This window comes from Corynebacterium sp. ACRQK (assembly GCF_022345965.1).
Taxonomy (GTDB): Bacteria; Actinomycetota; Actinomycetes; order Mycobacteriales; family Mycobacteriaceae; genus Corynebacterium.
Window position 1 is genome coordinate 560,170 of record NZ_JAKRMU010000001.1, and the last position, 21,839, is coordinate 582,008.

22 protein-coding genes and 3 pseudogenes are annotated in these 21,839 nt (G+C 58.6%); 14 read left to right on the forward strand and 11 right to left on the reverse strand.

Annotated elements, in window-relative coordinates; all coding sequences use genetic code 11:
• Positions 1-66: 66 nt before the first annotated feature.
• Positions 67-1,983, reverse strand: coding sequence for a translational GTPase TypA (typA, locus tag MHX63_RS02495; protein WP_239387095.1), 1,917 nt, complete (start codon positions 1,981-1,983; stop codon positions 67-69).
• 299 nt (positions 1,984-2,282) lie between these two features.
• Between typA and MHX63_RS02500 the strand changes: the two genes are divergently transcribed.
• Both MHX63_RS02500 and MHX63_RS02505 read left to right on the forward strand, forming a co-directional pair.
• Positions 2,283-2,969: a hypothetical protein gene (locus tag MHX63_RS02500; protein WP_239387096.1), complete on the forward strand. Its 687-nt coding sequence runs from the start codon at positions 2,283-2,285 to the stop codon at positions 2,967-2,969.
• 144 nt (positions 2,970-3,113) lie between these two features.
• Positions 3,114-3,734: a DUF402 domain-containing protein gene (locus MHX63_RS02505; RefSeq protein WP_239387097.1), complete on the forward strand. Its 621-nt coding sequence runs from the start codon at positions 3,114-3,116 to the stop codon at positions 3,732-3,734.
• Between the two features lie 115 nt (positions 3,735-3,849).
• Here the strand turns inward: MHX63_RS02505 and MHX63_RS02510 are convergent.
• From MHX63_RS02510 to MHX63_RS02525, 4 genes and pseudogenes are all read right to left on the reverse strand, one after another.
• Positions 3,850-4,290 (reverse strand): annotated as a pseudogene (locus tag MHX63_RS02510) (IS6 family transposase).
• A gap of 62 nt (positions 4,291-4,352) precedes the next feature.
• Positions 4,353-4,868 (reverse strand): DUF2812 domain-containing protein, encoded by a 516-nt coding sequence (locus tag MHX63_RS02515; protein ID WP_239387098.1) that lies wholly within the window; start codon positions 4,866-4,868, stop codon positions 4,353-4,355.
• Entirely contained in the window at positions 4,865-5,194 is a 330-nt protein-coding gene (locus MHX63_RS02520) for a PadR family transcriptional regulator (RefSeq protein ID WP_370643963.1), read from the reverse strand. The genes MHX63_RS02515 and MHX63_RS02520 overlap by 4 nt, the downstream gene beginning before the upstream one ends.
• A gap of 249 nt (positions 5,195-5,443) precedes the next feature.
• Positions 5,444-6,277: a hypothetical protein gene (locus MHX63_RS02525; RefSeq protein WP_239387100.1), complete on the reverse strand. Its 834-nt coding sequence runs from the start codon at positions 6,275-6,277 to the stop codon at positions 5,444-5,446.
• A 347-nt stretch (positions 6,278-6,624) separates the two neighbouring features.
• On the opposite strand from MHX63_RS02525, the gene MHX63_RS02530 reads away from it, so the two are divergent.
• On the forward strand, positions 6,625-6,786 hold the full coding sequence (locus tag MHX63_RS02530) for a hypothetical protein (RefSeq protein WP_239387101.1): 162 nt from the start codon (positions 6,625-6,627) through the stop codon (positions 6,784-6,786).
• A gap of 49 nt (positions 6,787-6,835) precedes the next feature.
• Here MHX63_RS02530 and MHX63_RS02535 read toward each other — a convergent pair whose 3' ends face one another.
• Complete coding sequence (locus tag MHX63_RS02535) at positions 6,836-7,039, reverse strand: hypothetical protein (protein WP_239387102.1); 204 nt, start codon at positions 7,037-7,039, stop codon at positions 6,836-6,838.
• A 107-nt stretch (positions 7,040-7,146) separates the two neighbouring features.
• Between MHX63_RS02535 and MHX63_RS02540 the strand changes: the two genes are divergently transcribed.
• The 3 genes and pseudogenes from MHX63_RS02540 (at position 7,147) to MHX63_RS02550 (ending at position 9,761) form a co-directional block, all read left to right on the forward strand.
• A complete protein-coding gene (locus tag MHX63_RS02540; protein ID WP_239387103.1) occupies positions 7,147-7,743 on the forward strand; it encodes a ParA family protein in 597 nt (198 codons plus the stop codon).
• A 157-nt stretch (positions 7,744-7,900) separates the two neighbouring features.
• Positions 7,901-9,195 (forward strand): annotated as a pseudogene (locus MHX63_RS02545) (IS3 family transposase).
• A gap of 200 nt (positions 9,196-9,395) precedes the next feature.
• Positions 9,396-9,761: a hypothetical protein gene (locus MHX63_RS02550; protein WP_239387104.1), complete on the forward strand. Its 366-nt coding sequence runs from the start codon at positions 9,396-9,398 to the stop codon at positions 9,759-9,761.
• Between the two features lie 294 nt (positions 9,762-10,055).
• On the opposite strand, the gene MHX63_RS02555 is transcribed toward MHX63_RS02550, so the two are convergent.
• The 3 genes from MHX63_RS02555 to MHX63_RS02565 are packed head-to-tail and all read right to left on the reverse strand — an operon-like array spanning position 10,056 to position 11,640.
• Positions 10,056-10,793 carry an ABC transporter permease gene (locus tag MHX63_RS02555; protein ID WP_239387105.1) on the reverse strand — a complete coding sequence of 246 codons (738 nt, stop codon included), beginning with the start codon at positions 10,791-10,793 and terminating at the stop codon, positions 10,056-10,058.
• On the reverse strand, positions 10,793-11,464 hold the full coding sequence (locus tag MHX63_RS02560) for an ABC transporter ATP-binding protein (protein WP_239387106.1): 672 nt from the start codon (positions 11,462-11,464) through the stop codon (positions 10,793-10,795). The genes MHX63_RS02555 and MHX63_RS02560 overlap by 1 nt, the downstream gene beginning before the upstream one ends.
• Complete coding sequence (locus MHX63_RS02565) at positions 11,461-11,640, reverse strand: hypothetical protein (RefSeq protein ID WP_239387107.1); 180 nt, start codon at positions 11,638-11,640, stop codon at positions 11,461-11,463. The genes MHX63_RS02560 and MHX63_RS02565 overlap by 4 nt, the downstream gene beginning before the upstream one ends.
• Before the next feature lie 507 nt (positions 11,641-12,147).
• On the opposite strand from MHX63_RS02565, the gene MHX63_RS10465 reads away from it, so the two are divergent.
• From MHX63_RS10465 to MHX63_RS02575, 3 genes and pseudogenes are all read left to right on the forward strand, one after another.
• Positions 12,148-12,933 carry a sensor histidine kinase gene (locus tag MHX63_RS10465; RefSeq protein ID WP_370643984.1) on the forward strand — a complete coding sequence of 262 codons (786 nt, stop codon included), beginning with the start codon at positions 12,148-12,150 and terminating at the stop codon, positions 12,931-12,933.
• Positions 12,930-13,589, forward strand: coding sequence for a response regulator transcription factor (locus MHX63_RS02570; protein ID WP_239387108.1), 660 nt, complete (start codon positions 12,930-12,932; stop codon positions 13,587-13,589). Before MHX63_RS10465 ends, MHX63_RS02570 begins: the two co-directional genes overlap by 4 nt.
• Before the next feature lie 341 nt (positions 13,590-13,930).
• Positions 13,931-14,371: pseudogene (locus tag MHX63_RS02575) on the forward strand (IS6 family transposase).
• Positions 14,372-14,492: 121 nt separating this feature from the next.
• On the opposite strand, the gene MHX63_RS02580 reads toward MHX63_RS02575, so the two are convergent.
• Entirely contained in the window at positions 14,493-15,662 is a 1,170-nt protein-coding gene (locus tag MHX63_RS02580; protein WP_239387109.1) for an acyl-CoA dehydrogenase family protein, read from the reverse strand.
• A 240-nt stretch (positions 15,663-15,902) separates the two neighbouring features.
• Between MHX63_RS02580 and MHX63_RS02585 the strand changes: the two genes are divergently transcribed.
• The 5 genes from MHX63_RS02585 (at position 15,903) to MHX63_RS02605 (ending at position 21,166) form a co-directional block, all read left to right on the forward strand.
• Positions 15,903-16,631 carry a DUF4232 domain-containing protein gene (locus MHX63_RS02585; RefSeq protein ID WP_239387110.1) on the forward strand — a complete coding sequence of 243 codons (729 nt, stop codon included), beginning with the start codon at positions 15,903-15,905 and terminating at the stop codon, positions 16,629-16,631.
• A gap of 29 nt (positions 16,632-16,660) precedes the next feature.
• A complete protein-coding gene (locus MHX63_RS02590; protein ID WP_239387111.1) occupies positions 16,661-18,466 on the forward strand; it encodes a hypothetical protein in 1,806 nt (601 codons plus the stop codon).
• 80 nt (positions 18,467-18,546) lie between these two features.
• Complete coding sequence (locus MHX63_RS02595; RefSeq protein WP_239387112.1) at positions 18,547-19,272, forward strand: SDR family oxidoreductase; 726 nt, start codon at positions 18,547-18,549, stop codon at positions 19,270-19,272.
• A gap of 15 nt (positions 19,273-19,287) precedes the next feature.
• Positions 19,288-20,223, forward strand: a complete 936-nt coding sequence (locus tag MHX63_RS02600) for a DUF808 domain-containing protein (protein WP_239387113.1) — start codon at positions 19,288-19,290, stop codon at positions 20,221-20,223.
• 64 nt (positions 20,224-20,287) lie between these two features.
• Positions 20,288-21,166, forward strand: coding sequence for a patatin family protein (locus MHX63_RS02605; protein WP_239387114.1), 879 nt, complete (start codon positions 20,288-20,290; stop codon positions 21,164-21,166).
• On the opposite strand, the gene MHX63_RS02610 is transcribed toward MHX63_RS02605, so the two are convergent.
• On the reverse strand, positions 21,159-21,815 hold the full coding sequence (locus MHX63_RS02610; RefSeq protein WP_239387115.1) for a hypothetical protein: 657 nt from the start codon (positions 21,813-21,815) through the stop codon (positions 21,159-21,161). The genes MHX63_RS02605 and MHX63_RS02610 overlap by 8 nt on opposite strands.
• Positions 21,816-21,839 lie beyond the last annotated feature (24 nt).

Sequence of the window (21,839 nt, forward strand, 5' to 3'; positions counted from 1 at the left end):
GGCGCGCGCCGGAGGAACGGCGCGCCGGCGAGCTAGACAGTGGAAAGAGCGGGAACAAGGGCAACTTTAGGAGTTGTTATTGCGCTGCTTCTCGCGGGAACGGGCACGGGCGCGATCGGTGGCGTTCAGGATTACCTTGCGCACTCGGATGACCTCCGGGGTCACCTCAACACACTCGTCGAAGCCACAGAACTCCATGGCCTCTTCCAGGGTAAGGGTCCGGGCCTTAGCCAAGGTCACCGTCGCGTCCGCGGTTGCCGAACGCATGTTGGTCAGCTTCTTTTCCTTGGTGATGTTGATGTCCATGTCTTCGTCGCGGTTGTTCGCGCCGACAACCATGCCCTCGTAGGCCTCTGCGCCCGGTTCCACGAAGAAGGTTCCGCGGTCTGCCAGCTGGATCAGCGCGTAGGCCGTGATCTGGCCAGAGCGGTCGGCAACCAGGGAGCCGGAAGCGCGGCCCTTAATCTCGCCCGCCCAAGGCTCGTAGCCTGCGGAGTAGCTGTTGGCAATGCCGGTACCACGGGTTTCGGTCATGAAGACGGTGCGGAAGCCGATCAGGCCGCGGGCCGGGACGATGAACTTCATGCGGATCCAGCCGGTACCGGTGTTGTCCATGGACTCCATGCGACCCTTGCGGGCGGCCAGCAGCTGGGTGACGGCACCGAGGTGCTCCTCCGGGACGTCGATGACCAGGTTTTCGTAGGGCTCGTGAACTGTGCCGTCGATGGTGCGGGTAACCACCTGCGGCTTACCGACGGTCAGCTCGAAGCCTTCACGGCGCATGGTCTCCACCAGCACGGACAGAGCCATCTCGCCACGGCCCTGAACCTCCCAGGCATCCGGGCGTTCGGTGGGCAGCACGCGCAGGGAAACGTTACCGATCAGCTCCTGGTCCAGGCGGGCCTTGACCATGCGGGCAGTCAGCTTGTCGCCGCCGCCGCGGCCGGCCATTGGGGAGGTGTTCACGCCGATGGTCATGGAGATCGCGGGCTCGTCGACGGTGATGCGCGGCAGGGCAACCGGGTTCTCGGGATCGGCCAGGGTATCGCCAATCATGATGTCTTCGATGCCGGAGATAGCGGCGATGTCGCCGGCGATCATTTCCTCGGCCGGCACGCGGGTCACGCCCTCGGTGCGCAGCAGCTCGGCCACCTTGGCGGTCTTGACGTGCTCCTTGCCGTCCTCGTCGTAGTGGATCCAGGCGACCTGCTGGCCCTTGCGCAGTCGGCCGGCGTGGATACGCACCAGGCCAATGCGGCCCAGGAAGGAGGAGGAGTCCAGGTTGGTGACGTGCGCCTGCAGCGGACCATCTACGTCCGCGGAAGGCTCCGGCAGGACGTCGTAGAGCACGTCGAACAGCGGCTGCAGATCCTCGGAGTCCGGGACGTTGCCGTTGCCTGGGTTCTCGGTGGACGCCTTGCCCTCGCGGCCGGAGGTGTACAGCACCGGCAGGTCCAGCAGCTGCTCGGCAGCCTCCGCAGCCTCGTCATCTTCCAGGGTGGAGGCCAGCTCCAGCAGCAGATCCTGGGACTCTTCGACGACCTCGTCGATGCGGGCGTCCGGGCGGTCGGTCTTGTTCACACAGATGATCACCGGCATCTTGGCAGCCAGGGCCTTGCCGAGCACGAAACGGGTCTGTGGCAGTGGACCCTCAGAGGCGTCAACAAGAAGAACCACGCCGTCCACCATGGACAGGGCGCGCTCGACCTCACCGCCGAAGTCGGCGTGGCCGGGCGTATCGATCACGTTAATGATCAGGTCGCTGCCCTCTTTACCCAGACCCTTGCGGTGGATGGCGGTGTTCTTCGCCAGGATCGTGATGCCCTTTTCCCGTTCCAGGTCGCCGGAGTCCATCACGCGCTCTTCAACTTCGCCGTGCGAAGAGAAGGCGCCGGACTGGTGCAGCATGGCGTCGACGAGAGTGGTCTTGCCGTGATCGACGTGCGCGACGATGGCGACATTGCGGAATTCAGTCAAAGACACAGATCCGAACTTTCCTTTACTTGGGTATTTAAGGTCTTGGGTTCAAGCTAGTTGTGCAGCATAGGCACTTCAGGGGAACCTTTCACAGCCTACTCCTTTAGTACTCCACAATAACGCATAGGGGGCGAAGAAGTTTTTCCCAAAACCTTGAGAAAAGCTTGCAGACCGATGTTATTGTTTACAAAAGGTTCCTACCGAACGTTACCAGCGTGACAAATGTGACAGATGTGACTAATGTGATTCCCATCTTCTATTTAAAACGCATCTGAGTTGACTAAATAAACCCCGAAAGGTTCACCGTGGCTTTCTCTCGACGCTTGACCCGTGCCGCCGCTGCACTGACCACTGCCTGCGCACTGGCAGTCCCGACCGTGGTGGCCCCTACTACCGCCGGCGCCCAGGTACAGGGCTCCATCGATCACCTGGGCCGCCCCGCGCCGCACGTCCTGAATCAGATCGAAGCTTTCGCCAACAACCCGCAGCTGCCACCAAACGTGAAGGCTTCCCTGAAGAAACTGGTTGGCTTCTTCCGTGGCGATGGCAAGCCGGGCGTTGACATTCCGGAGAACGCCCCGGCGTTCACCCAGTTCGGCTGGCCGACCGTTTCCGGCAAGTGCATTGGTGGCAAGAACAAGGCCGTCGGCACCGCAATGGGCGTGCCCGGCCCGGCGAAGCTCCCGCTGCCAGGCGTCGGCGCAGGCGAGGTCAACTTCGTCTTCACCGCAATGGGTACCGGCACGGTAGCTAAGAAGCAGACCACCGCGATGAACGTCCACTGGATCAACATCAACACCGGCAAGATGGGTCGCACCCCGCTGGGCTACACCGGTATCAACCCGAAGGGCCCGGCCACCGTCAACGGTGTTGCCAAGACCGGCAAGGGCACCGTCATTGCCCTGCTCGAGGGTGGCGTGACCACTCACGAGAAGGAGTCCGGCAACTCCAACTGCAGCTTCTTGCCGACCGCGGCACTGCTGCACGTCTAGTAGCCTTCGCCTAGACCTCCGGGCTGCAAGCCCCCTCGGCCGCGCTTTCCTGCGCGGCCTTTTTCATACCTTCGGCCTTTACCCACACCTCGCCGTATTCCCCCGGACTCCGCTCCCACCCGCTCACCACATTAACCTGAAACGATGGCTGACCTGCACAAAGTAAAACAAGAGACCTTCGACCTCTCCCGCGCGATCAACATCGACCCGAAGGGCTTCGAACGCGCCGTGGACGCCTTCGAGCTGTCCCCTGCCCAGCCCGCCGCTGTGCAGTCTGGCACTGCCCACCCCAACCCAGTGCTCTACATGCGCCGCCCCACTCCTGGCCACCCACGCTTCCATTATCTCGAATCCTGGCTAGTCCCCCACCTGGACATTCGCCTCAACAAATTCCACTTCTTCGACGGGATCGAGCCCAGGCAGGACCTCTATATAGACATCGCCTTTATCGAGATTGATGACGCCACCACCCCAGCAACCTGGCGAACCCGCGATATTTACGTGGATGTGGTGACGCACCTCCGCGAGTCCCCTTCTCCGGAACAGGCTCAGGCGAGCTCTAGCTACGTCCCGGGCACATCTTCAAAGACGAAAGTCCAGGTGCTGGACCTGGACGAGTTGGGCGAAGCACTCCTGGCGGGTTACATCACCGCCGACGAGGCCCGCCGAGCTCTGGACTCCACCCAGCGGCTGCTGGATGGGCTGCACGAGTACGGCAGCGTGGCAGAATGGCTGGCCACTCAAGGCGTGCGTTGGGGCTACTAGCGCCCCTCGACAGTGATGCCATCAACCTAAAATCGAGGGTGCTGTTGCAAAGTTGGGCGGAGAGCAGCGAAGACTCAGTGTCTCATTTCCTGATCGCCGCTGCGTGTGGGCGTTGTTAGGCCGTCTCGAAGACCCGGTTGACGATCACCGCGTCCGGGTTCGGTTGCCCGTAGGCAAACATCGTGCCTTGCCCTTTCCGCAATGAGTGCATCGCCTCCATCCCTTTCAACGTCCGATATGCAGATGTCCGGTTCTGGCCACCGGCGGTGATCGCCCGAAAGAGGTAGCACCACCTGCCGCCGACCCGGATATAGGTCTCATCCATCCGCCAGGAACTGGCCTGCCAGTCAGGTAACTGTCGGTACCTCCGTGTTTGCTTGTCCAGCTCAGGGGCGTATTTCTGGACCCAGCGGTAGATCGTGGTGTGATCGACCGGCACGCCCCGCTGAAGTCATCATTTCCTCCAGATCGCGGTAGCTCACTCCGTAGCGGCAGTACCACCGCACTGCCCACAGAATGATGTCACGGGGAAATGACGACCGGAGAAGATACCCATGGTTGTGATTATTTCACGTCGCTCTTCCTACTGCCCCAACTTTGCAACAGCACCTCTTCAAGTCATTGCTCCCGCATCTTCTGTAGGCGCCACTGGAAGCCCGCTAGAGGCATCCACGTGTAGACGACCGGTATGAGAGCGATAATGAAACACGTGATTTCAACGCCCCTACTCCAGTCGACCAATTTGAGCAGCGCATAGACAGCGAGAAGCACAAGCGCCGTGATGATGCTGTAGCGGATGTAACTGTCGCGCTGCTGCTTAACTTCCGCAATCTGATCGATCCCTTCGGTACGCAGGGGCGTTGCACCCGGTGCGGCACGGAAAATATGGAGCGCTTCGCAGCTGAGCACATGCGACCACCCCGCGCCCCGGCACAGGTCGAAAAACTCCGGGTCGGGATCAGCCTCATAAGTTATCTGATAGACCCAATCCTCGGCCGGCCCATCACGGAACGACCATCCATGTCCCATCAAAGCAGTTCCGTCCAGGTGTTTGCCCCTGCGGGCCATGTCCTGAAAAAGCTTTGTTTCCCGGTCCTGATTGAAAGCCAAGCCGTTACTAAGACGAGCGGTCATTGCTGTACCTCCTGGAGTAGTTGTTCTGCCCAGACCATGAACTGTCTGCGCTTGGTGACGTTTCTTTGGGCCGCTACTGCCCCCGCCTCAGTAATGCGATAGAGGCGGCGACGGCTATCCGACTCGACTTCCTCAATGAGTCCCGCCTCGTTGAGCTTCTTAAGCGTCGTGTATGCCGACGCCGGCCCCAGGGTCAACGCGCCTTCCGTGTTCTCCTGCAGGTATTGCATGATCGAATACCCATGCCTCGGTTCTCCGAGACTGAGAAGAATGGCTAACGCGACATCAGGAACACTCCCGTCGCCAAACGGCGGCTTCTTTCCCACCTTATATCACCTTCAATTATATCTAGATGCGATATATCATCTTATGACAAGAGTAGGGGTCGTCCATCGATTTCGCAATCTAGTGGCCCTATCTCAAGGAACATGCCGGAGAGACTCGGCGCCCCGGCGCCCGAATGGATAAATTCCCCAGCAGGCCAGACGCCTGTTTCGGTAGGTGGTTCCCCTTCGCCACACTCATTCCACCGCAAAATCTGACTGTCCTGGCCAGGGCTTCTCTTAAATTCTTGCCTACAGCTCCATCCCATCGTCGCGGGTGTTAGTGCCCCACTCCTGCTGGTTGTTCTGGCCTGTCTGGCGACGTGGCTGGCCAAGCTGGGCAGACAGTGCATCAGAGAAGTCCTGCCCGCCCATCAGGTGATCCCGCACCAGCGCGTGATCAAACCCGGTGATCGGTCGGCTCGGGTGGTTCCACAGTCCGGCATCGACCATCTCCTGCCACTGACGGCGCAGTTCCCCGGTCTCCGGGTTCTCTCCACCAGCCTGCATGGCCTGACGGTCTGCCGTCTCGGCGGCCACCTCGTCGGGGTCGCTAAGCTGCTGCCACAACGCCACCCGGCGATCTGCTGACTGGCCGTCCTTGCCAGTCACCGCCACGTGGGCCTTGATCCCGTGCTCGGCGGCTACCGCGCGCATCTGTACCTCGATGTCCTGCTTGGCCTGTCGCAGGGAAGCGATCTGTTCGCCCAGCGCCATCCGCTGGTCGGCCTCGGCGGAGTTCCCGCCAAACAGCTTGCCAAACAGTCCCTTCTTCTTCGGGGCCTGTCCCAGGCCTCGGCGCTGGGCCTGGCAGGCCTGGAGGTCTTTACCGGTCTGCGTGGCTTGCTGATCCAGCTGGGTCCACTGGTCTACCGCCTGGCTGTACCGGTAAATAGCCTCCTGGTTGTCACGTGCGTGCTGGTAACCGGATTGGGCCTGGCCGGGGTTGTCGTGTAGCCAGGCCAGCAGGTGGCCCGGCACCATCTGCAATGGCCTGTCCTCATCAGCCCGTACCACCGGGGTGGTGCAAACATTGCGGTCGTCAGTCATCCACCGTTGGGTGCGCTTGTCTTGGCGCTGGGGCATCACCTCGGCCATCCGGGTGCCAGCAAACGGATCTGGCCTTGTGTCCTGGTTCGACGACAGCCGCTCCAAACTCCACTCCCGGCAGGCGGTCTCCCACACCTGGTGCGGGGTGGCATCCGACCGGTCACACTGGCAGGCTGCCGTGAGAAGATCCGCCGCGTACTGGGTCGATTTCCTGCGCTGGACTGGGGTGGGGTTGTGTCCGTGCCCGGTCTCGGAGCCACCGGGGCACGTTCCACCAGATACAGCGAGTTATTGTCCCGACCTCGGATCATGGGCACATACACCGCTGCCCGGTCGGCCTGGCCGACATTCATAACCACTCGGGATGAATCGACCGTGACCCCATGGCTGGAATGCCCGGTGGTGGCATACCCCAGCTGGCCATGGTTGGCGAGATACTCCCGTGGCACGACCACGCCCTGCTGGTCGTCGTCACAGCTGCGCAGCGTGACCTCACCTGCGCCGATCTGTTCAATCCTTCAGCGTTGACCGTTGCGCACCGGTGACCCGTCCTGGGTGGTCAACGAGTAGTCATTGCGGCGGGTGATGACCACATCACCAACAAAGCCCGTCTAGGGGTTGTTGGTCGTGCTCAGTCCACTCGCCGGCCCCCGTCGGGTCGATCCGGCCGAAATCAACAAGCACGCGCTGGGCCGCACGGTTCAGCGCGTCCACGGTGTCTTTATCCCCGGCGATCAGCAGGCTATCCAGCCCAGCCAACGTATCGGCCTTCCACCCGGCCATCGCATCGTTGAGCATGGCCGTGGGGTTACCGGCGTACAGCCTGTTTTCCTCGCCATAGCATTATATACACACGTACGCAAGTCACTACCCAGGTAAATCCTTCCTGAATCTATTCTTTTTGTATGACTCGAGTAATTTCCGTAATTCAGTCGAAGGGTGGTACGGGAAAGACCACACTTTCAGTAATGCTCGCAGAGGCAATTCGGAAGATGGGCTATACGGTCGCAGTCGCAGACGGCGACCCCCAGCAATCTGCCACCCGATGGACAACCAAAGTGAAGGATTTTCCATTTCCTATCGAATCTGTCCGCAGCTCAAGTGATTTCTCTGGAATTGTCAGAAGGGGGAACAATCCGGACTTTCTTATAGTCGATACCCCTCCAGGTGGTTTAGCTTTCATAACCGAAAGCGTCGAAGCTGCCGATTTAGTCCTTCTTCCCACTGGTGTGTCCCCGATGGATATTGATCGAACTCAGGTAACGCTTTCTTGGCTAATAGAAATGGGGATACCAACAGCAGTTGTTCTGTCGAATGTCGACAGGAGGGAAAAGCTTCTAGATGAAGTCCATGCCGAGCTGGAGGGTGACGAGACTGCAGCGCTTGCTGAAACAGTCATCCCAACGAGGGCGGCTACACGTCGTGTTTTCGGAACAAAGCCCTGCAGCACGAAGGTGTGGGATTCTTTGGCTCGAGAAGTAGTCGCAGCATTTGAGGATTAAGGGGTAAACGATGGAAATTCCAAAGGCTAAGAATAAGGCGCGGGAAGAATTGAACTGCTCCCCATTAGTTGGACTGAGAAATCAGTTTCTAACTAGTGGGGAGTTCTTTTTATGAGAGCACGAAGTTCTTTGAGTGAATCTCAGCGTGAGCAGCTCGTTGATTTGTTTGAGCAAGGGCTGGGCTATGCGGCGGCGGCTCATCGGTTGGGAGTTGGCCTTTATTCTGTAAAAAAATTTGAGCGTCGTTTCAAGCTGCATGGCAGACTATGTCTTGTGGAGAGACCAACTAAGCAGCACTTTTCCTTCGAGGTGAAGAAGGAAGTTGTCGATCGGTTCATTGCCGGCCAGTCCAAGATGGAACTGGCTAGGGAGTTTGGTTTGTCATCGGATCAACTTGTCGCTAATTGGGTGAGGGCTTGGCGTGCGGGTGGTGATGAAGCGTTGCAGCCGAAACCGAAGGGACGACCGAAAGGCAGCGCCCGCTCGACACCGTTGACCGAGGAAGATCGGCTCCGCCGTGAGGTGGAGAAACTACGGGCAGAAAATGCGTACTTAAAAAAATTGCGGGACTTGAGGAACCAGCGACGAGGCTGAAAGTAGAAGCTATCGTCATCCTCAAGTCAACCCACCGCCTGGAGGACCTACTGGTTGCGGCAGGTCTTGCCCGGTCAACGTTTTTCTATCACCAACAACGCCTCACCATGGCTGATAAACATGCCCAGCTCAAGCAGGCAATCGTCGATGTCTTTGAGCGTATGAACCGTCGTTATGGTTACCGGCGGGTGCATGCTCAGCTACGCCGGGAAGGATGGGTGGTCAACCATAAGCTGGTCTACAGGCTCATGGATCAACTAGGGCTTAAATCCAAGGTCAGGGCGAAAAAGAAGTACAACTCGTACAAAGGCACTGTCAGTCACATCGCAAGCAATGTGTTGAATCGATGTTTCACGCCTGATGAGCCAAATACGGTGTGAGCAAGTGACGTCACGGAGTTTCGCGTTGCTGGCACCAAGGTCTACCTGTCGCCGATCATGGACTTATGCGATCGGTCGATCGTGTCGTACAGCGTTTCAACCTCACCGAATACGGCGTTTACGTCGCAATCTTTACGCGATGCCATCGCGCAAGAATCACCAGATAAAGGTTTGCTTGTACATACCGACCAAGGATTCCAATATCAGCATTCCAGCTGGCGCACACTCATCACAGGTATCGGTGGCACACAATCGATGTCAAGGAAAGGAAACTGTTACGACAATGCGGTAATGGAAAACTTCTTCGGACACCTCAAATCAGAGATGTACCACGGGGAATCATTCACCAGTCTGGAGGCGTTCTACCACGCAATTGATGACTACATCCGTTGGTACAACCATGAACGCATCCAAAAACGACTCAAGGGCCTGACTCCGATGCAATACCAACCAGACCCTAAAGCCTCTAACCGCCTAGAATAAAACCAGTCCAACTTTCGGGGGCCAGTTCATTTGTAGTCGGGGAAGGGCCATTTAAAACTTTAATTCAATTAAATTGATGAATATGATTACTGTCTATGGATACACCCACGGTATGGACAGAAAACCATTGAAGCAACCCCGGCATACTATTTAGAGGTTATGGGCCCCTACGGGACCGCTCGGCACAAAGAAGCAATGGAATATGTTAAAGCAATAGCCTTCCGTAACTTTGAAGATGACGACTTCACGATTTACGGTCTTGCCCTTGATGATCCGCTTACAGTTGATGAGAACCTACTGCGCTACCGCGTTTGTCTGCTATGTAGCGAGCTGTCCCTTGAACAAGATAGCCAGGGCGAGCTCGGGATGATGCAAATTCCACCACATCATGTGTTGGCTGTAGAGGTGGACCATACGCGCGAGGCTATCGCGCAGATGTGGGAGAAGATGCCTTTGATACTTGCCGAGCAGGAAGTGTCCAAAACAGGTTTTGTCGCCGAGCGGTTTAGAAGATCGAAAGTCGCAGCAGGAAAAAGCGAATTCCTTATACAGCTTACTTAACCCCTCATCGGTTAGTGATCCTTATTCACTACGGTGGGCGGCAAGGCGCAAAACGACGTGGTGAACTTGTTGCTTCTCGCCGCCTTTCATAAAGCGTTAAAGGCTGACAGAAAGAGAATGCGGATATCGCGCAGAAAATGATGTTTGAGACATACTAGGCACAGTCCCCAGCCCTTCCTTGGCTGGGGAAGATCTAAACTCAATCACTTCATCTCATCAGATGTATCACCTATAGACGGTAATTGTGTTTTGGTCATATATTGGTGCTAGGAGCAGGTTTCTCGCCAGAGGGGGCTACCGCATGGGCGCGTTGATCACCTTGGGGCGTCGGGCTAACGAGACAGTGATGAGGAGAACAAGCACGGTGCAAGCAGTATAGGCGGCAACGCCACCAGCAAGGGCTCCACCCCAAGGGAAGCCGTAATCTTTGCCTAATAGTGTTAATCCGATGCGGTAGGGCCAAGCAGTGGGTAAGGCCCACGCGAAGTCGGCGCTCATTACGACCATAGTGGCCATACTGACACCTACTCCCATGATATTTACCATCACGACGTTGCGTGTCAGTACACATAGGGCGGCGCTGAGAAAAACCATAACTAAGAAAATGCCGCCCTGGAGGGTGAGGTAGGCAAAGATCATCTGCCAGATCTCTGTACGTGCGCCGTTACTGAGCATTAGACCGATCATTAGTGCTGTCGAAAGTGCCACAAACGACGCGAGGATAGTGGCGATGGCGAAGAGTTTTGCCATGACGAGCCGTGTTGTGTCATGCGGTTGCGTAAGCCAATCGAACCAGGTGCGGTTGCTCAGTTCGACGTGGAAGCCGACACTGGTGACCACGCAGGCCACGATTCCGGTGACGAGCATGGACTGATTGTGCAAAATGAAATAGAGTGACGGTCCGGTGGTGGTAGCACCTATGAGGGCTGCAATGGTTACCATCATCCAAGGGGTAAGATGCAGGGCTAGGGCGAACCATAGTCCTCTTTCTCTGCGGAGCTTTTGCCACTCGATATGAATAAGGCGAATCATCAGTTGTCCTTGTCCATAAGATGTATGTAGAGATCTTCCAGATCCTGCTGGGTTCCTTCGCTTCTGCAAACGGAGTGGATTATGCGCCCAGCCTTGAGGAAGGTCAATCGGTCTGCCAGTGCCGCTACCTCGGTCAAGTTGTGACTGGAGATGGCTATAGACACGTCACGTTCATCACACACACGTCTTAATAGTTCCCGACATTCACGAATACCTTTCGGATCCAACCCATTGGTGGGCTCGTCTAACAAAAGTAGTTGCGGATCACCAATCAAACTTCGCGCGATCCCAAGACGCTGTCGCATTCCCAGCGAGGTCTGGCTGCAGGGAAGCTCCATGTGTTTGTCGAGTCCTACGAGCGATAACAATGGCAGTAGCTGATCGTGGGGGGCATCCAGGTAGTCGGCGTGCAGTTGCATGTTTTCGAGCACGGTCAGGCGCGCGTAGAAAGCGGGGTACTCGATTAGGTGCCCTATCCTCAATGGCTGAGGATCGGTATGGATCACCCCTTCGTAATCTACAGCGCCGAGGATTGCCTTGAAGATAGTGGTTTTGCCAGCCCCGTTCGGACCGAGCAGTGCATGAATACTACCGCGGTCGAAGGTGAGATCGACTCCAGACAGAGCCGACGAATCACCGAACTTTACTTTAAGGTCACTGATATTAATCATAGGTTTGATAAGGCGATCCAAATAGTGAAAGTGATGACGTATAGAGCAAAGAAGACCGAAGGTACACGATTTACAGCCTTGAGGCCGTCCTTGATGATCTGTGCAAGTAGGGCGACTAGGGATGCTGCCAAGAACAGCAAGCTTGCCACCAGCAAGACGTTGGATACGGTTTCCACTAATTCCTCCTTGATGTAAAGGTGGCGACGTTTGCCACAACCACGTTAGGAGAATGAAGAACGGATGGGGTTGCGCAATCGGTCAGTCTGCAAGCAAAAAGACCAAGAAATGTGGCCGGCTAGCGCCAAATTTGGCCGAAAGATACCCGAGGTAGAAGATAACCTACCCATTAAGATGGGGGAATGAAGATTTCGCCAAACGCTAGTGGCATGTTCTTTGGAACAACCAGCGTCCTGTTTGTGCTTCTGTGCGCACTCGATAGTTCTGTCGGGAACCAAGTTACTGTACCGGCATGGTGGCTCCTGGGTGATGCTGTGGTCGGTGTCCTAGCATTGATACAGGCTCGCCAGGGTCGTACGGGAGTTGGGTTGGCCTTATCAGTCGTATCCACTGCGGCCTGTGGAACGGCGCTTTTTCACGTTTTTAGATCCACTAGCGCTCGTGGATTCTGGTGTGGTCAGGCTACAGGGGTGGTCTACCTTGTGTTGGCTGTAGTGCGCTGGCAAATGCCGTGGATAGTGGAAGCAGATTACCAAAGATCCTGGTGGGGGATCATCTTTGTCGGGGTAAGTGTTGAGTGTTTCGTCGCGTGGGGCAGTTTCATTGCGTCTCGCCGAAGCCTTGTTCGTTCCCTACGAGAGCAAAACGAGGCTCTAGCCCGTGAGAAGCAAAGCGCCGTTACTGCTGCTCAGTTCCAAGAAAGGCTGGACATCGCCCGCGAAATGCATGATGTCCTAGCCCATCGGCTTAGTCTGATCAGCATGTACTCCGCAGCATTGGAACACCGCACCACGATGGTAGACCACGAACGTATACAGGTAGGAGAACTGATCAGAACCAACGCTCGTGCATCGTTGTTCGAACTCCGTGACATCCTTAGTGACCTCCGGGAGGAACAGTCACAAGCCCCACAACCGGATATCGCCGATCTTCCTCAACTCGCCATTGATGCCAGTACTACAGCGAATCCCATCCAGCTCGACATGGAATCAGATGGCCGTGGCCTAGCCCCCGGCGTCGGTCGACACATATTCCGAATAACTCAGGAAGCCATCACAAACGCACAAAAGCATGGCAGTCCTGGTCATGTAAACATCAGCCTGCGACAAGAGGACGGTCACTATCTTCTTAGCGTGACCAACCCTGTGGCGGGGCCCAGTTCAACTCCGCCCGGATTCGGCCTCCAGGGGATAACTGAGCGTGTTCATCTATGTGGGGGTAACCTCACTTACGCCATTCATAACAGCACCTACATCCTCGAGGTCACCATTCCCATGCAGAGGAACCCATGATCCGTATTATTGTGGTCGACGACGACGCCTTCGTTCTCACCGGCATCAAACTCATGTTAGCCGAGCAGAGGGACATCGAAATTGTGGGGACCGCCAGTGATGGCAAGGAGGCTATCAATCAAGTTAAGCATACCAATCCCGATGTCGTTCTCATGGATCTACGCATGTCTGGAATCAACGGTATTGAGGCGACGCGCACGATCAAGCAGGGGTCATACACCCCTCGCGTGCTGGCACTCACTACCTGGGATACCGACAACTTGATCCGCGATGCGCTGGCAGCTGGCGCCGACGGATTCTTATTAAAAGATGCCCACCCACAAGAGCTTGCCTCAGCTATCCGCCGGGCTAAAAATGGCGAACCTGTTCTGGCGCCAGCCGTTACCCGAAAGCTTATAGCCGCTTTCGCTCACGACTCCGAAGACAAACAGGAAGCTTTTGATGCACTTGCCCTACTGAGTGAGATGGAAACCGAAGTAGCACTGTCCATCGCCCAGGGGTTAAGTAACGCTGATATCGCACACAAGCTCTACATGAGTATGGGCAATGTAAAAGCGTGTGTCTCACGCATCCTGACCAAATTGGGTCTCTCCAACCGAGTGCAGATCGCGACCCTAATCGAGAGAGGACAACCGCGTCGCAATTCTGGATCTTAATTAAATGCTCTCTTCAACCTTAGCTATCCTAGTTCTCGGCTGACCACGCCGTTGAACAGGTTAGATTTAAGAGAGCAATCTGCCCGTATCTCAGCCTGCGACTATTTTTAGACATTTAGCCGACTGTATGACAGGCGTGACCGAGTACAGAATTACTGCAATGGGAGACTTACTTCTCCAGTTTAAGACGCAAACATTTAAGGGCAGTGCGTAGCCTTCTTCTCTGCACCCTTGTTCAAAATGAACCACACGACCTGAATAGCAAAGGGGACGAGGTAGGCAAATACGGTGCTGTTGCAAAGTTGGGGCAGTAGGAAGAGCGACGTGAAATAATCACAACCATGGGTATCTTCTCCGGTCGTCATTTCCCCGTGACATCATTCTGTGGGCAGTGCGGTGGTACTGCCGCTACGGAGTGAGCTACCGCGATCTGGAGGAAATGATGACTTCAGCGGGGCGTGCCGGTCGATCACACCACGATCTACCGCTGGGTCCAGAAATACGCCCCTGAGCTGGACAAGCAAACACGGAGGTACCGACAGTTACCTGACTGGCAGGCCAGTTCCTGGCGGATGGATGAGACCTATATCCGGGTCGGCGGCAGGTGGTGCTACCTCTTTCGGGCGATCACCGCCGGTGGCCAGAACCGGACATCTGCATATCGGACGTTGAAAGGGATGGAGGCGATGCACTCATTGCGGAAAGGGCAAGGCGCGATGTTTGCCTACGGGCAACCGAACCCGGACGCGGTGATCGTCAACCGGGTCTTCGAGACGGCCTAACAACGCCCACACGCAGCGGCGATCAGGGAATGAGAAACTGAGTCCTCGCTGCTCTCCGCCCAACTTTGCAACAGCACCACAAAAACATAGGGACACCCCCTTGGGAACGGGCTGCGGCCCGCTACGCCAGGATCTGGCGGCCCATCACCATGCGGCAGATCTGGTTGGTGCCCTCGTAGATCTGGGTGATCTTGGCATCGCGCATCATGCGCTCCAGCGGGAAGTCGCGGGTAAAGCCGTAGCCGCCGAGTAGCTGAACCGCGTCCACCGTGACCTCCATAGCGATGTCGGAGGCGAAGGCCTTGGAGCCTGCCGCCATGAGGCCCAACTTGGCACCATCCTCAGCCACGCCACGCTCCGCGTTGGAAGCCGCAGTGTAGATCATCAGGCGGGCTGCGTCGATCTTCATCTTCATGTCAGCCAGCATGAACTGGGTGTTCTGGAAGTCGGCGATAGCCTTGCCGAACTGCTTGCGCTCCTTCACATACGCAACAGCCTGGTCGAACGCACCCTGGGCAATGCCCAGCGCCTGCGCGCCGATGGTCGGGCGAGTGTGGTCTAGGGTCTGCAGAGCAGTCTTGAAGCCGGTGCCTTCCTCGCCGATCATGCGGGAAGCCGGAACGCGGCAATCCTCGAACAGCAGCTCGGCCGTGGGGGAACCCTTGATGCCCAGTTTGTGCTCGTAACCGGAAACGCTGAAGCCCGCGTCGTCCTTGTTCACCATGAACGCAGAGATGCCGCGTGCGCCAGCCTCCGGATCGGTCACGGCCATCACGGTATACCAGGTGGACTTACCACCGTTGGTGATGAAGCACTTGGAGCCGTTGATAACCCACTCGTCGCCGTCACGGACTGCGCGGGTCTTCATCGCGCCGGCGTCAGAACCAGCCTCGCGCTCCGTGAGCGCGTAGGAAGCCATCGCACCGTTTGCAATATCCGGCAGTACTTCCTTCTTCAGCTCCTCGGAGCCCTGCAGGATCAGGCCCATGGTGCCCAGCTTGTTCACGGCCGGGATGAGGGAGGAAGAACCACATACGCGGGCAACTTCTTCGATGACGATGACTGCGGCGAGGGAGTCGCCGCCCTGGCCGCCGTACTCCTCCGGAACGTGGATGGCGTTGAAGCCCGCGGCGTTCAGGGCCTCCAGAGCCTCCTGTGGAAAGCGCTCTTCTTCGTCAACGTCCTTGGCGTGCGGAGCGATCTGCTGCTCAGCCAGGTCGCGGATGGCCTCGCGCAGTGCGAGGTACTCGTCGGGCAGACGGAATGGTTCGAAATCAGGGTTGAAGCCCATGGTTAATTCTTCGCCTCTCTAGCAGTGAAGTTGAGAACGTTCTTTCCCACCGAGTGTAATGTGCTCCGGCGATTCGGTGATCTGAAAGCGATATTTACATAAAGAACCTTACATACGGCTACGGCCACCCCCTCAGCACTACCCTCCCCGGATACGGCTACATCACTTTCCGCTCACCATTCGGTAACAAAACGCCAATCTCATTGGCCACATACATACCTTGTGTTTACAGTGTTATCCATGAAGAGCCTTCGCCGTCGTCCGGTTATCTCCCGATCCCGCGCTCCCCGCTCCGCCCTGGCCGCGGGTGCAGCCGCCCTGCTACTTGCCGGTGGTTCACTCACCCTGACCGCCTGCGACGACGAGGAGACCACCCCCTCCAACGCAGCGTCTACCCAGGAATCCGCAGACGAAAGCTCTGCCCAGTCCCTCACTGATCACAGCACTGCCAGCACCGGCGCAGCCAACAGTAAGGCCGAAGACGGCTCCGTGGGCAAGGGCGGCATGTGTGCCACCAATGATCTAGAGATCACCACCGCCGACTCGCAGGGCGCAGCCGGCTCCACGCTAGTCAACGTCGTCTTTAAGAACACTTCCTCCAAGCCGTGCTCGATGCGTGGCTTCCCGGGCGTATCCATGGTCGCAAACCACAACGGCACCCAGCTGGGCAAGCCCGCGCAGCGGGAGAAGGACGTGCCCAGCAAGGACGTAAAACTCGACCCCGGCGCATCGGCCATCGCGCCCGTAAAGATCACTCAGGTCGGCGCCCTGGATCCCCAGGAGTGCAAGCCCCAGGATGCTGACGGCCTGCGCGTCTACCCACCGGAGCAGACCAAGGCCGCCTATGTGCCGATGAAGAACCTGGAGGGTTGTTCCGGGGAAGTCGAGTACCTGTCAGTGCAGCCCATCAGCATGGGCGACCAAAGCGGCCAGACCGGCACCCGTCAAGGCGACCAAGCCGGCGAGTAGCGCCGCCCACAAGCCCACGCCCGCCCACCGTGCCTTCCCCTCACAGCTCTTCCCGCACCGCACCCCGCCGGTTCACCGCATGGCTGGCTGCGGTGGCTTTGCTCTCCCTCCTCGTCCGCGGCTTCCAGCTGAGCCAGCGCACGTTCTACTGGGATGATTTCCTCATCCCCGCCACCTTCAGCGGCGGTTCCCTCGGCGACTATTTCGCCAGTTACGATGGGCATCTCATGCCCGCCTCCGCACTCGTGCAGGTACTGGCCCATCGAATTGCGCCGCTCAGTTGGTGGCTCCCCGCCACTGTGCTGATGCTGCTCAGCGCCCTCGCCGCGGCGCTCTGGGCGAAGGTATGCGTGCAACTCATCGGCCGCAGCCTCGCTACTCTGGGGCTTTACACAGCACTTCTTTTTAGTCCTTTCCTCATGGACGCCGCCGGTTGGTGGTCCGCAGGTATCAACGCCCTGGCTTGGCAGATCGGCATGGCGGGATTCATGGTCTGCCTGCTCTCCGCGCGCCGAGCACTCCCCCGCTACTCCTTGTTCGCCACCGGGTTTCTGCTTTTAGCCCTGCTGTTCACGGAGAAAGCCCTCACGATCGGCCCGGCCGCCGTCGCCCTCGCTGTGCTGGCAGGCATGGCCCGGCGCGACATCGCCCGCTTCTTCGCTGCGCCCGGTGCGCTCTTCGTGGTCTGGTCGCTGCTCTTCTTCACCCTCTCACCCCTGCCGCACGAGGAGGCGAATAGCCAGTCGCTGTGGTCGGCGCTGCCCAATAGCCTGTTCACCACCGTGATCCCCGGCGCGCTGGGTGGCCCGTTGTCGTGGGATCGTTGGTCGCCCTCCAGCACTTTCGCCACCGCTCCGACGTGGTGGAGTGTCGCCAGCGCTATCCTGCTGCTCGTCCTCGCCGCTTTTTGGCTGCGCCGCGATACTCGCCACCGTCTTCTCGGCCTGTTCCTGGTGCTCGGCTACCTGGCCGCCATCTACATGCTGCTGGGCCGCGCCCGTAACAGCACCGGCACCTCTGGTCTGCTGCTTTCCTCTATGCACTACTTCGCGGACTGGTTCACTTTCGCCGTGCTGGTTGTGGGTTGTTGCGCCCTTTCTTATGGACGCCCCCACGTCGCCAACCGCCCCACCTCCAGCTTCGCGGCCGCGCGCTCCCGCTGGGTTGGGGTGGGCGCGATTCTCAGTGCTGTGGCCATCAGCCTCGCCTCTACCTACACCTGGGTGGGCACGTGGAGCAATGACCGGACCGCCGACTACCTGGCCAACCTGCGCGCCTCCACGGGGTTGGACGGCTCGGGGGAACCTCCGCAACTGTTGGATCAGCCGGTTCCTCTGGACATCCTCACCCCGGTGGTGCACCCGTACGACCGCGTCGCCACGCTGACGGGTCAGCCGGCGGTAACGCAGGTAGACGAGCCGCCACGGATCATCGACGAGTCGGGGAAGATTGCGGAAGCGGAGGTGGTGGCGTCCGCAACAAGCACCGCAGGTAAAGAACCCGAATGCGGGGTGCGCATCGCCGCGGGGCGCTCCCAGGCCATCCTGCTGGATAACGCTCTGCCGTTCGGGGATTGGACGTGGCAGCTGAACGCGACGGCAAGCACGGATATGACGCTGACCATCACCACGCCCAACGGGTTGGAGGATGCCAAGGAAACGAAGAGTCGCGCGGTCGATGTGCCCGTTGGTACGGAGCTAAAGCCCCGTTGGGTGCGAGTTTCCGGTGGCGGCGGAATCCTGTTGGTGCGGGCAGAAGCGGATTCCGGTGCATCTGACGAATCCGTATGTATCGGGGCGGGCGGGATCGGTCCGCTCGTGGCGAAGGAAAGCTAAAGCTGGAATAGTGCATCTTTCCGTACCGTTGAAGATAGCTAGGAACGAACCAAAACGCACTTCTAGGAGGCACTGACAAGATGTCGACCCAGAAACCCCAACACGCACGGAACGCACAGAACGTCATGATCCTCGGAGGCCACGGCAAGGTGGCGCTGTTGGCGTCTCCAAAGCTCGTAGAGGCCGGCCATACCGTCACTTCCGTGGTGCGCAACCCCGATCACGTGGCGGACGTGGAGGCTACCGGCGCGAAGGCCGTTGTGCAGGACATCGAGCAGCTGGATGTGGCTGGCTTCGAGAAGCTTTTCGCCGATCAGGATGTGATTGTCTGGTCCGCGGGTGTAGGCGGTGGCGACGATGAGCGCACCCTCCGTGTGGACCGCGATGCGGCGATCCGCTCCATCGACGGTGCCGGAACCAAGCGCTTCGTCATGGTCAGCTACTTCAACTCCCGCGCCGACCACGGCGTGCCGGAAGACCACTCGATGTTCACCTACTGCGAGGCGAAGGCTGCCGCGGACGACCACCTGCGCGCTTCTTCGACCCAGTGGACGATCGTCGGCCCGTCCGCGCTGACGATGGACGAGCCAACCGCTAAGATCGAAACACGTTCCCCGAAGGCTGATGGCACCGCCAACGGCGACGACGGGCTGCAGGCCAGCCAGGTCTCCCGCGCCGACGTGGCCGCCGTCATCACTGAGGTTGTGGATCGCCCGAACCTGGTCGGCCACTTCATCGAGTTCAACAAGGGCGACACCCCCATCACCGAGGCGCTCGACGCACACGCCGAGAACCAATCGGCTTAAGAGAAAGAGAATTTCATGGCAGCTGGCCTTGCGGCACTACTAGACGACATTGCGCTTATCGCTAAGAAGGCCGCGGCCACGACGGATGACGTCGCTGCCATTGCCGGGCGTACCTCGACGAAGGCGGCTGGGGTTGTTATTGATGACGCCGCTGTCACCCCGAAGTTCGTCGCTGGGGTATCCCCGGCGCGCGAGCTGCCGATCATTTGGAAGATCACCAAAGGCAGCCTCGTCAACAAGCTGATCATTATCCTGCCGATCATCTTGCTACTGAGTTGGCTGCTGCCCGGCGCGCTGACTCCCCTGTTGATGCTCGGCGGATTCTATCTTTCTTTCGAAGGCGCCGAGAAAGTCCTGGAGAAGGTCGGCCTGGGCGGCCACGGTGAGGGTGAATCAGACGATGGCGATGAGGAGAAAGACCAGTCCGAGAGCGCACTGGTGCGCGGGGCAATCTTCACCGACCTGATTCTTTCGGCGGAGATCATGGTGATTTCCCTGAACGAGGTTTCCGACCAGCCACTTTTGACCCGCGCCCTGGTGCTGATTCTGGTCGGCCTCATGGTCACTTTCGCCGTCTACGGCGTGGTGGGCGTGCTGATCAAGATCGATGACATTGGCCTGGCTATCGCCCACAAGCAGGGAGCCAGCGAGGGGATGAAGAAGTTTGGCCTGTTCCTGGTCAAAGGAATGCCGAAACTGCTGACCGCCATCGGCATCATCGGCACCCTGGCCATGCTGTGGGTCGGTGGACATATCCTGCTGGTTGGCTTCGATGAGCTGGGGCTGCACTGGCCGTACCAGGCGGTGCACCACGTGGTGGAGAACTTTGAGCACCTCGGGGGCGCGGTAACCTGGCTGATGGAGACCGGTTTCAGCTTGCTGTTCGGCCTGCTAGTCGGCGCACTCATCGCCGTGGTGGTCGGCGGGGTAAAGAAACTGCGTGCCCGCTAGGCGCTGCAGGTGCGCTACACATGTAAATACAGAACTCCGCTAGAAGCCTAAGGAGGCTCACCTCTTGTCTGCGAAGGACGTAGCCCTCGTGCTCGAGGGCGGTGGCATGCGCAACAGCTACACCGCCGCCTGTATTGACCAGCTGTTGGAGCACAATATCGAGTTCGGCTGGGTCGGCGGCATCAGCGCCGGTGCTTCCCATACTGTGAACTTCCTTTCCGGCGATAGGAAACGCGCCCGCGAGTCCTTCGTGGAATTCGGTGGACACCCAAAGACCGGCGGGTTTAAGTCCCTACTCAAGGGCACCGGCTACTTCAACGCCGAGTACATCTACGAGGCCGCTGGCGCGCCCGGCAACGATCTGCCCTTCGACTGGGAAACCTTCCAGAGTTCGAACTCCCAGGTGTGCATCGGCGCGACCCGTGCAGACAACGGCGAGTCCGTCTATTGGCGTCGTGAGGACATCAAGGATCTTCCGGACCTTATGCGCAAGGTCCGCGCCAGCTCCACTCTGCCGGGTATCATGCCCGTACCAACCATCGACGGGGTGGACTATGTCGATGGCGCCCTCGGCGACTCCGGTGGCCTGCTCATCGATGCCGCCATCGAGGATGGCTTTGAGAAGTTCCTAGTGCTGCGCACCAAGCCCAAGGGATACGTCCGCCCCGCGCTACGGAGCCCAAAGCTAGTTAAGTCCCTACTACGCTCTCGCCCGGCCGTAGCTCAGGCAATGATCGACCGGCCGCCGAAGTACAACCTGGCCTCCGACAAGATCGCGGAGTTAGAGGCCAAGGGCCAGGCGTTGGTGTTCTACCCGGAGAAGATGAACGTCAGCAATACCGAGCGCCGGTTGGATCGCCTGAAGCAATCCTGGAGCGACGGGTTGGAGCAGACCAAGCGCGAATGGGACACGTGGATGGAGTTTCTGGGCGAGTCTAAATGATGCTCAGCAGGCCCAGCACGATGAGCATCGCCGCCACCACGTAGCCCGCCAGCGCCACCATCTGTTCCTTCCTATGGCGTAGTCCGTCAATAAAACGAGCCAGTGCGCTTTCCGGCTTACGCAGAACAAAGCCCAACGCTAGGCCAGACAGCGCCGGCAGGCTCAGTGCGAGCGTGGCGTAGAGGAATACGGCAAAGTACTTCGCCGCAGAGCTGATCCCCACGGTGCTCAAGTACGCCAGGCCGGCGAAGAAAGGCGCGGACGTCGCGGATTGGACGATTCCCAAGGCCATTCCCGCGAGGAACGTTCCCCACGACGCTTTGCGGAGGGGACGGGCCAGGCGATTGATCATGGGGGTGGGATCGCCGCCTCGTAGCGTCAAGAAGGCACTTAGAAGACCCACGGCAATGAGGACCAGGCCAAATACCGGTGAGGCCAAGGCGGTCTGCACTGCGTCAGAAATCCCGTTGAACAGAAGCAACACAGCCAGCGACAGCAGGAACACTCCGAACCAATCCCCCGCCACCAGCACTGCGGCGATGGGCGCGTAGCGGCGCGGCTTCGGGTGCATCACCGCGACAGCGAAAAGCACGCCGATGAGCAGCACGTTGACGGAATCGGCCAACGCGAAGCTCACGGCGTGCAGCATGCGGTGAATCCTTTCGGTGGATCC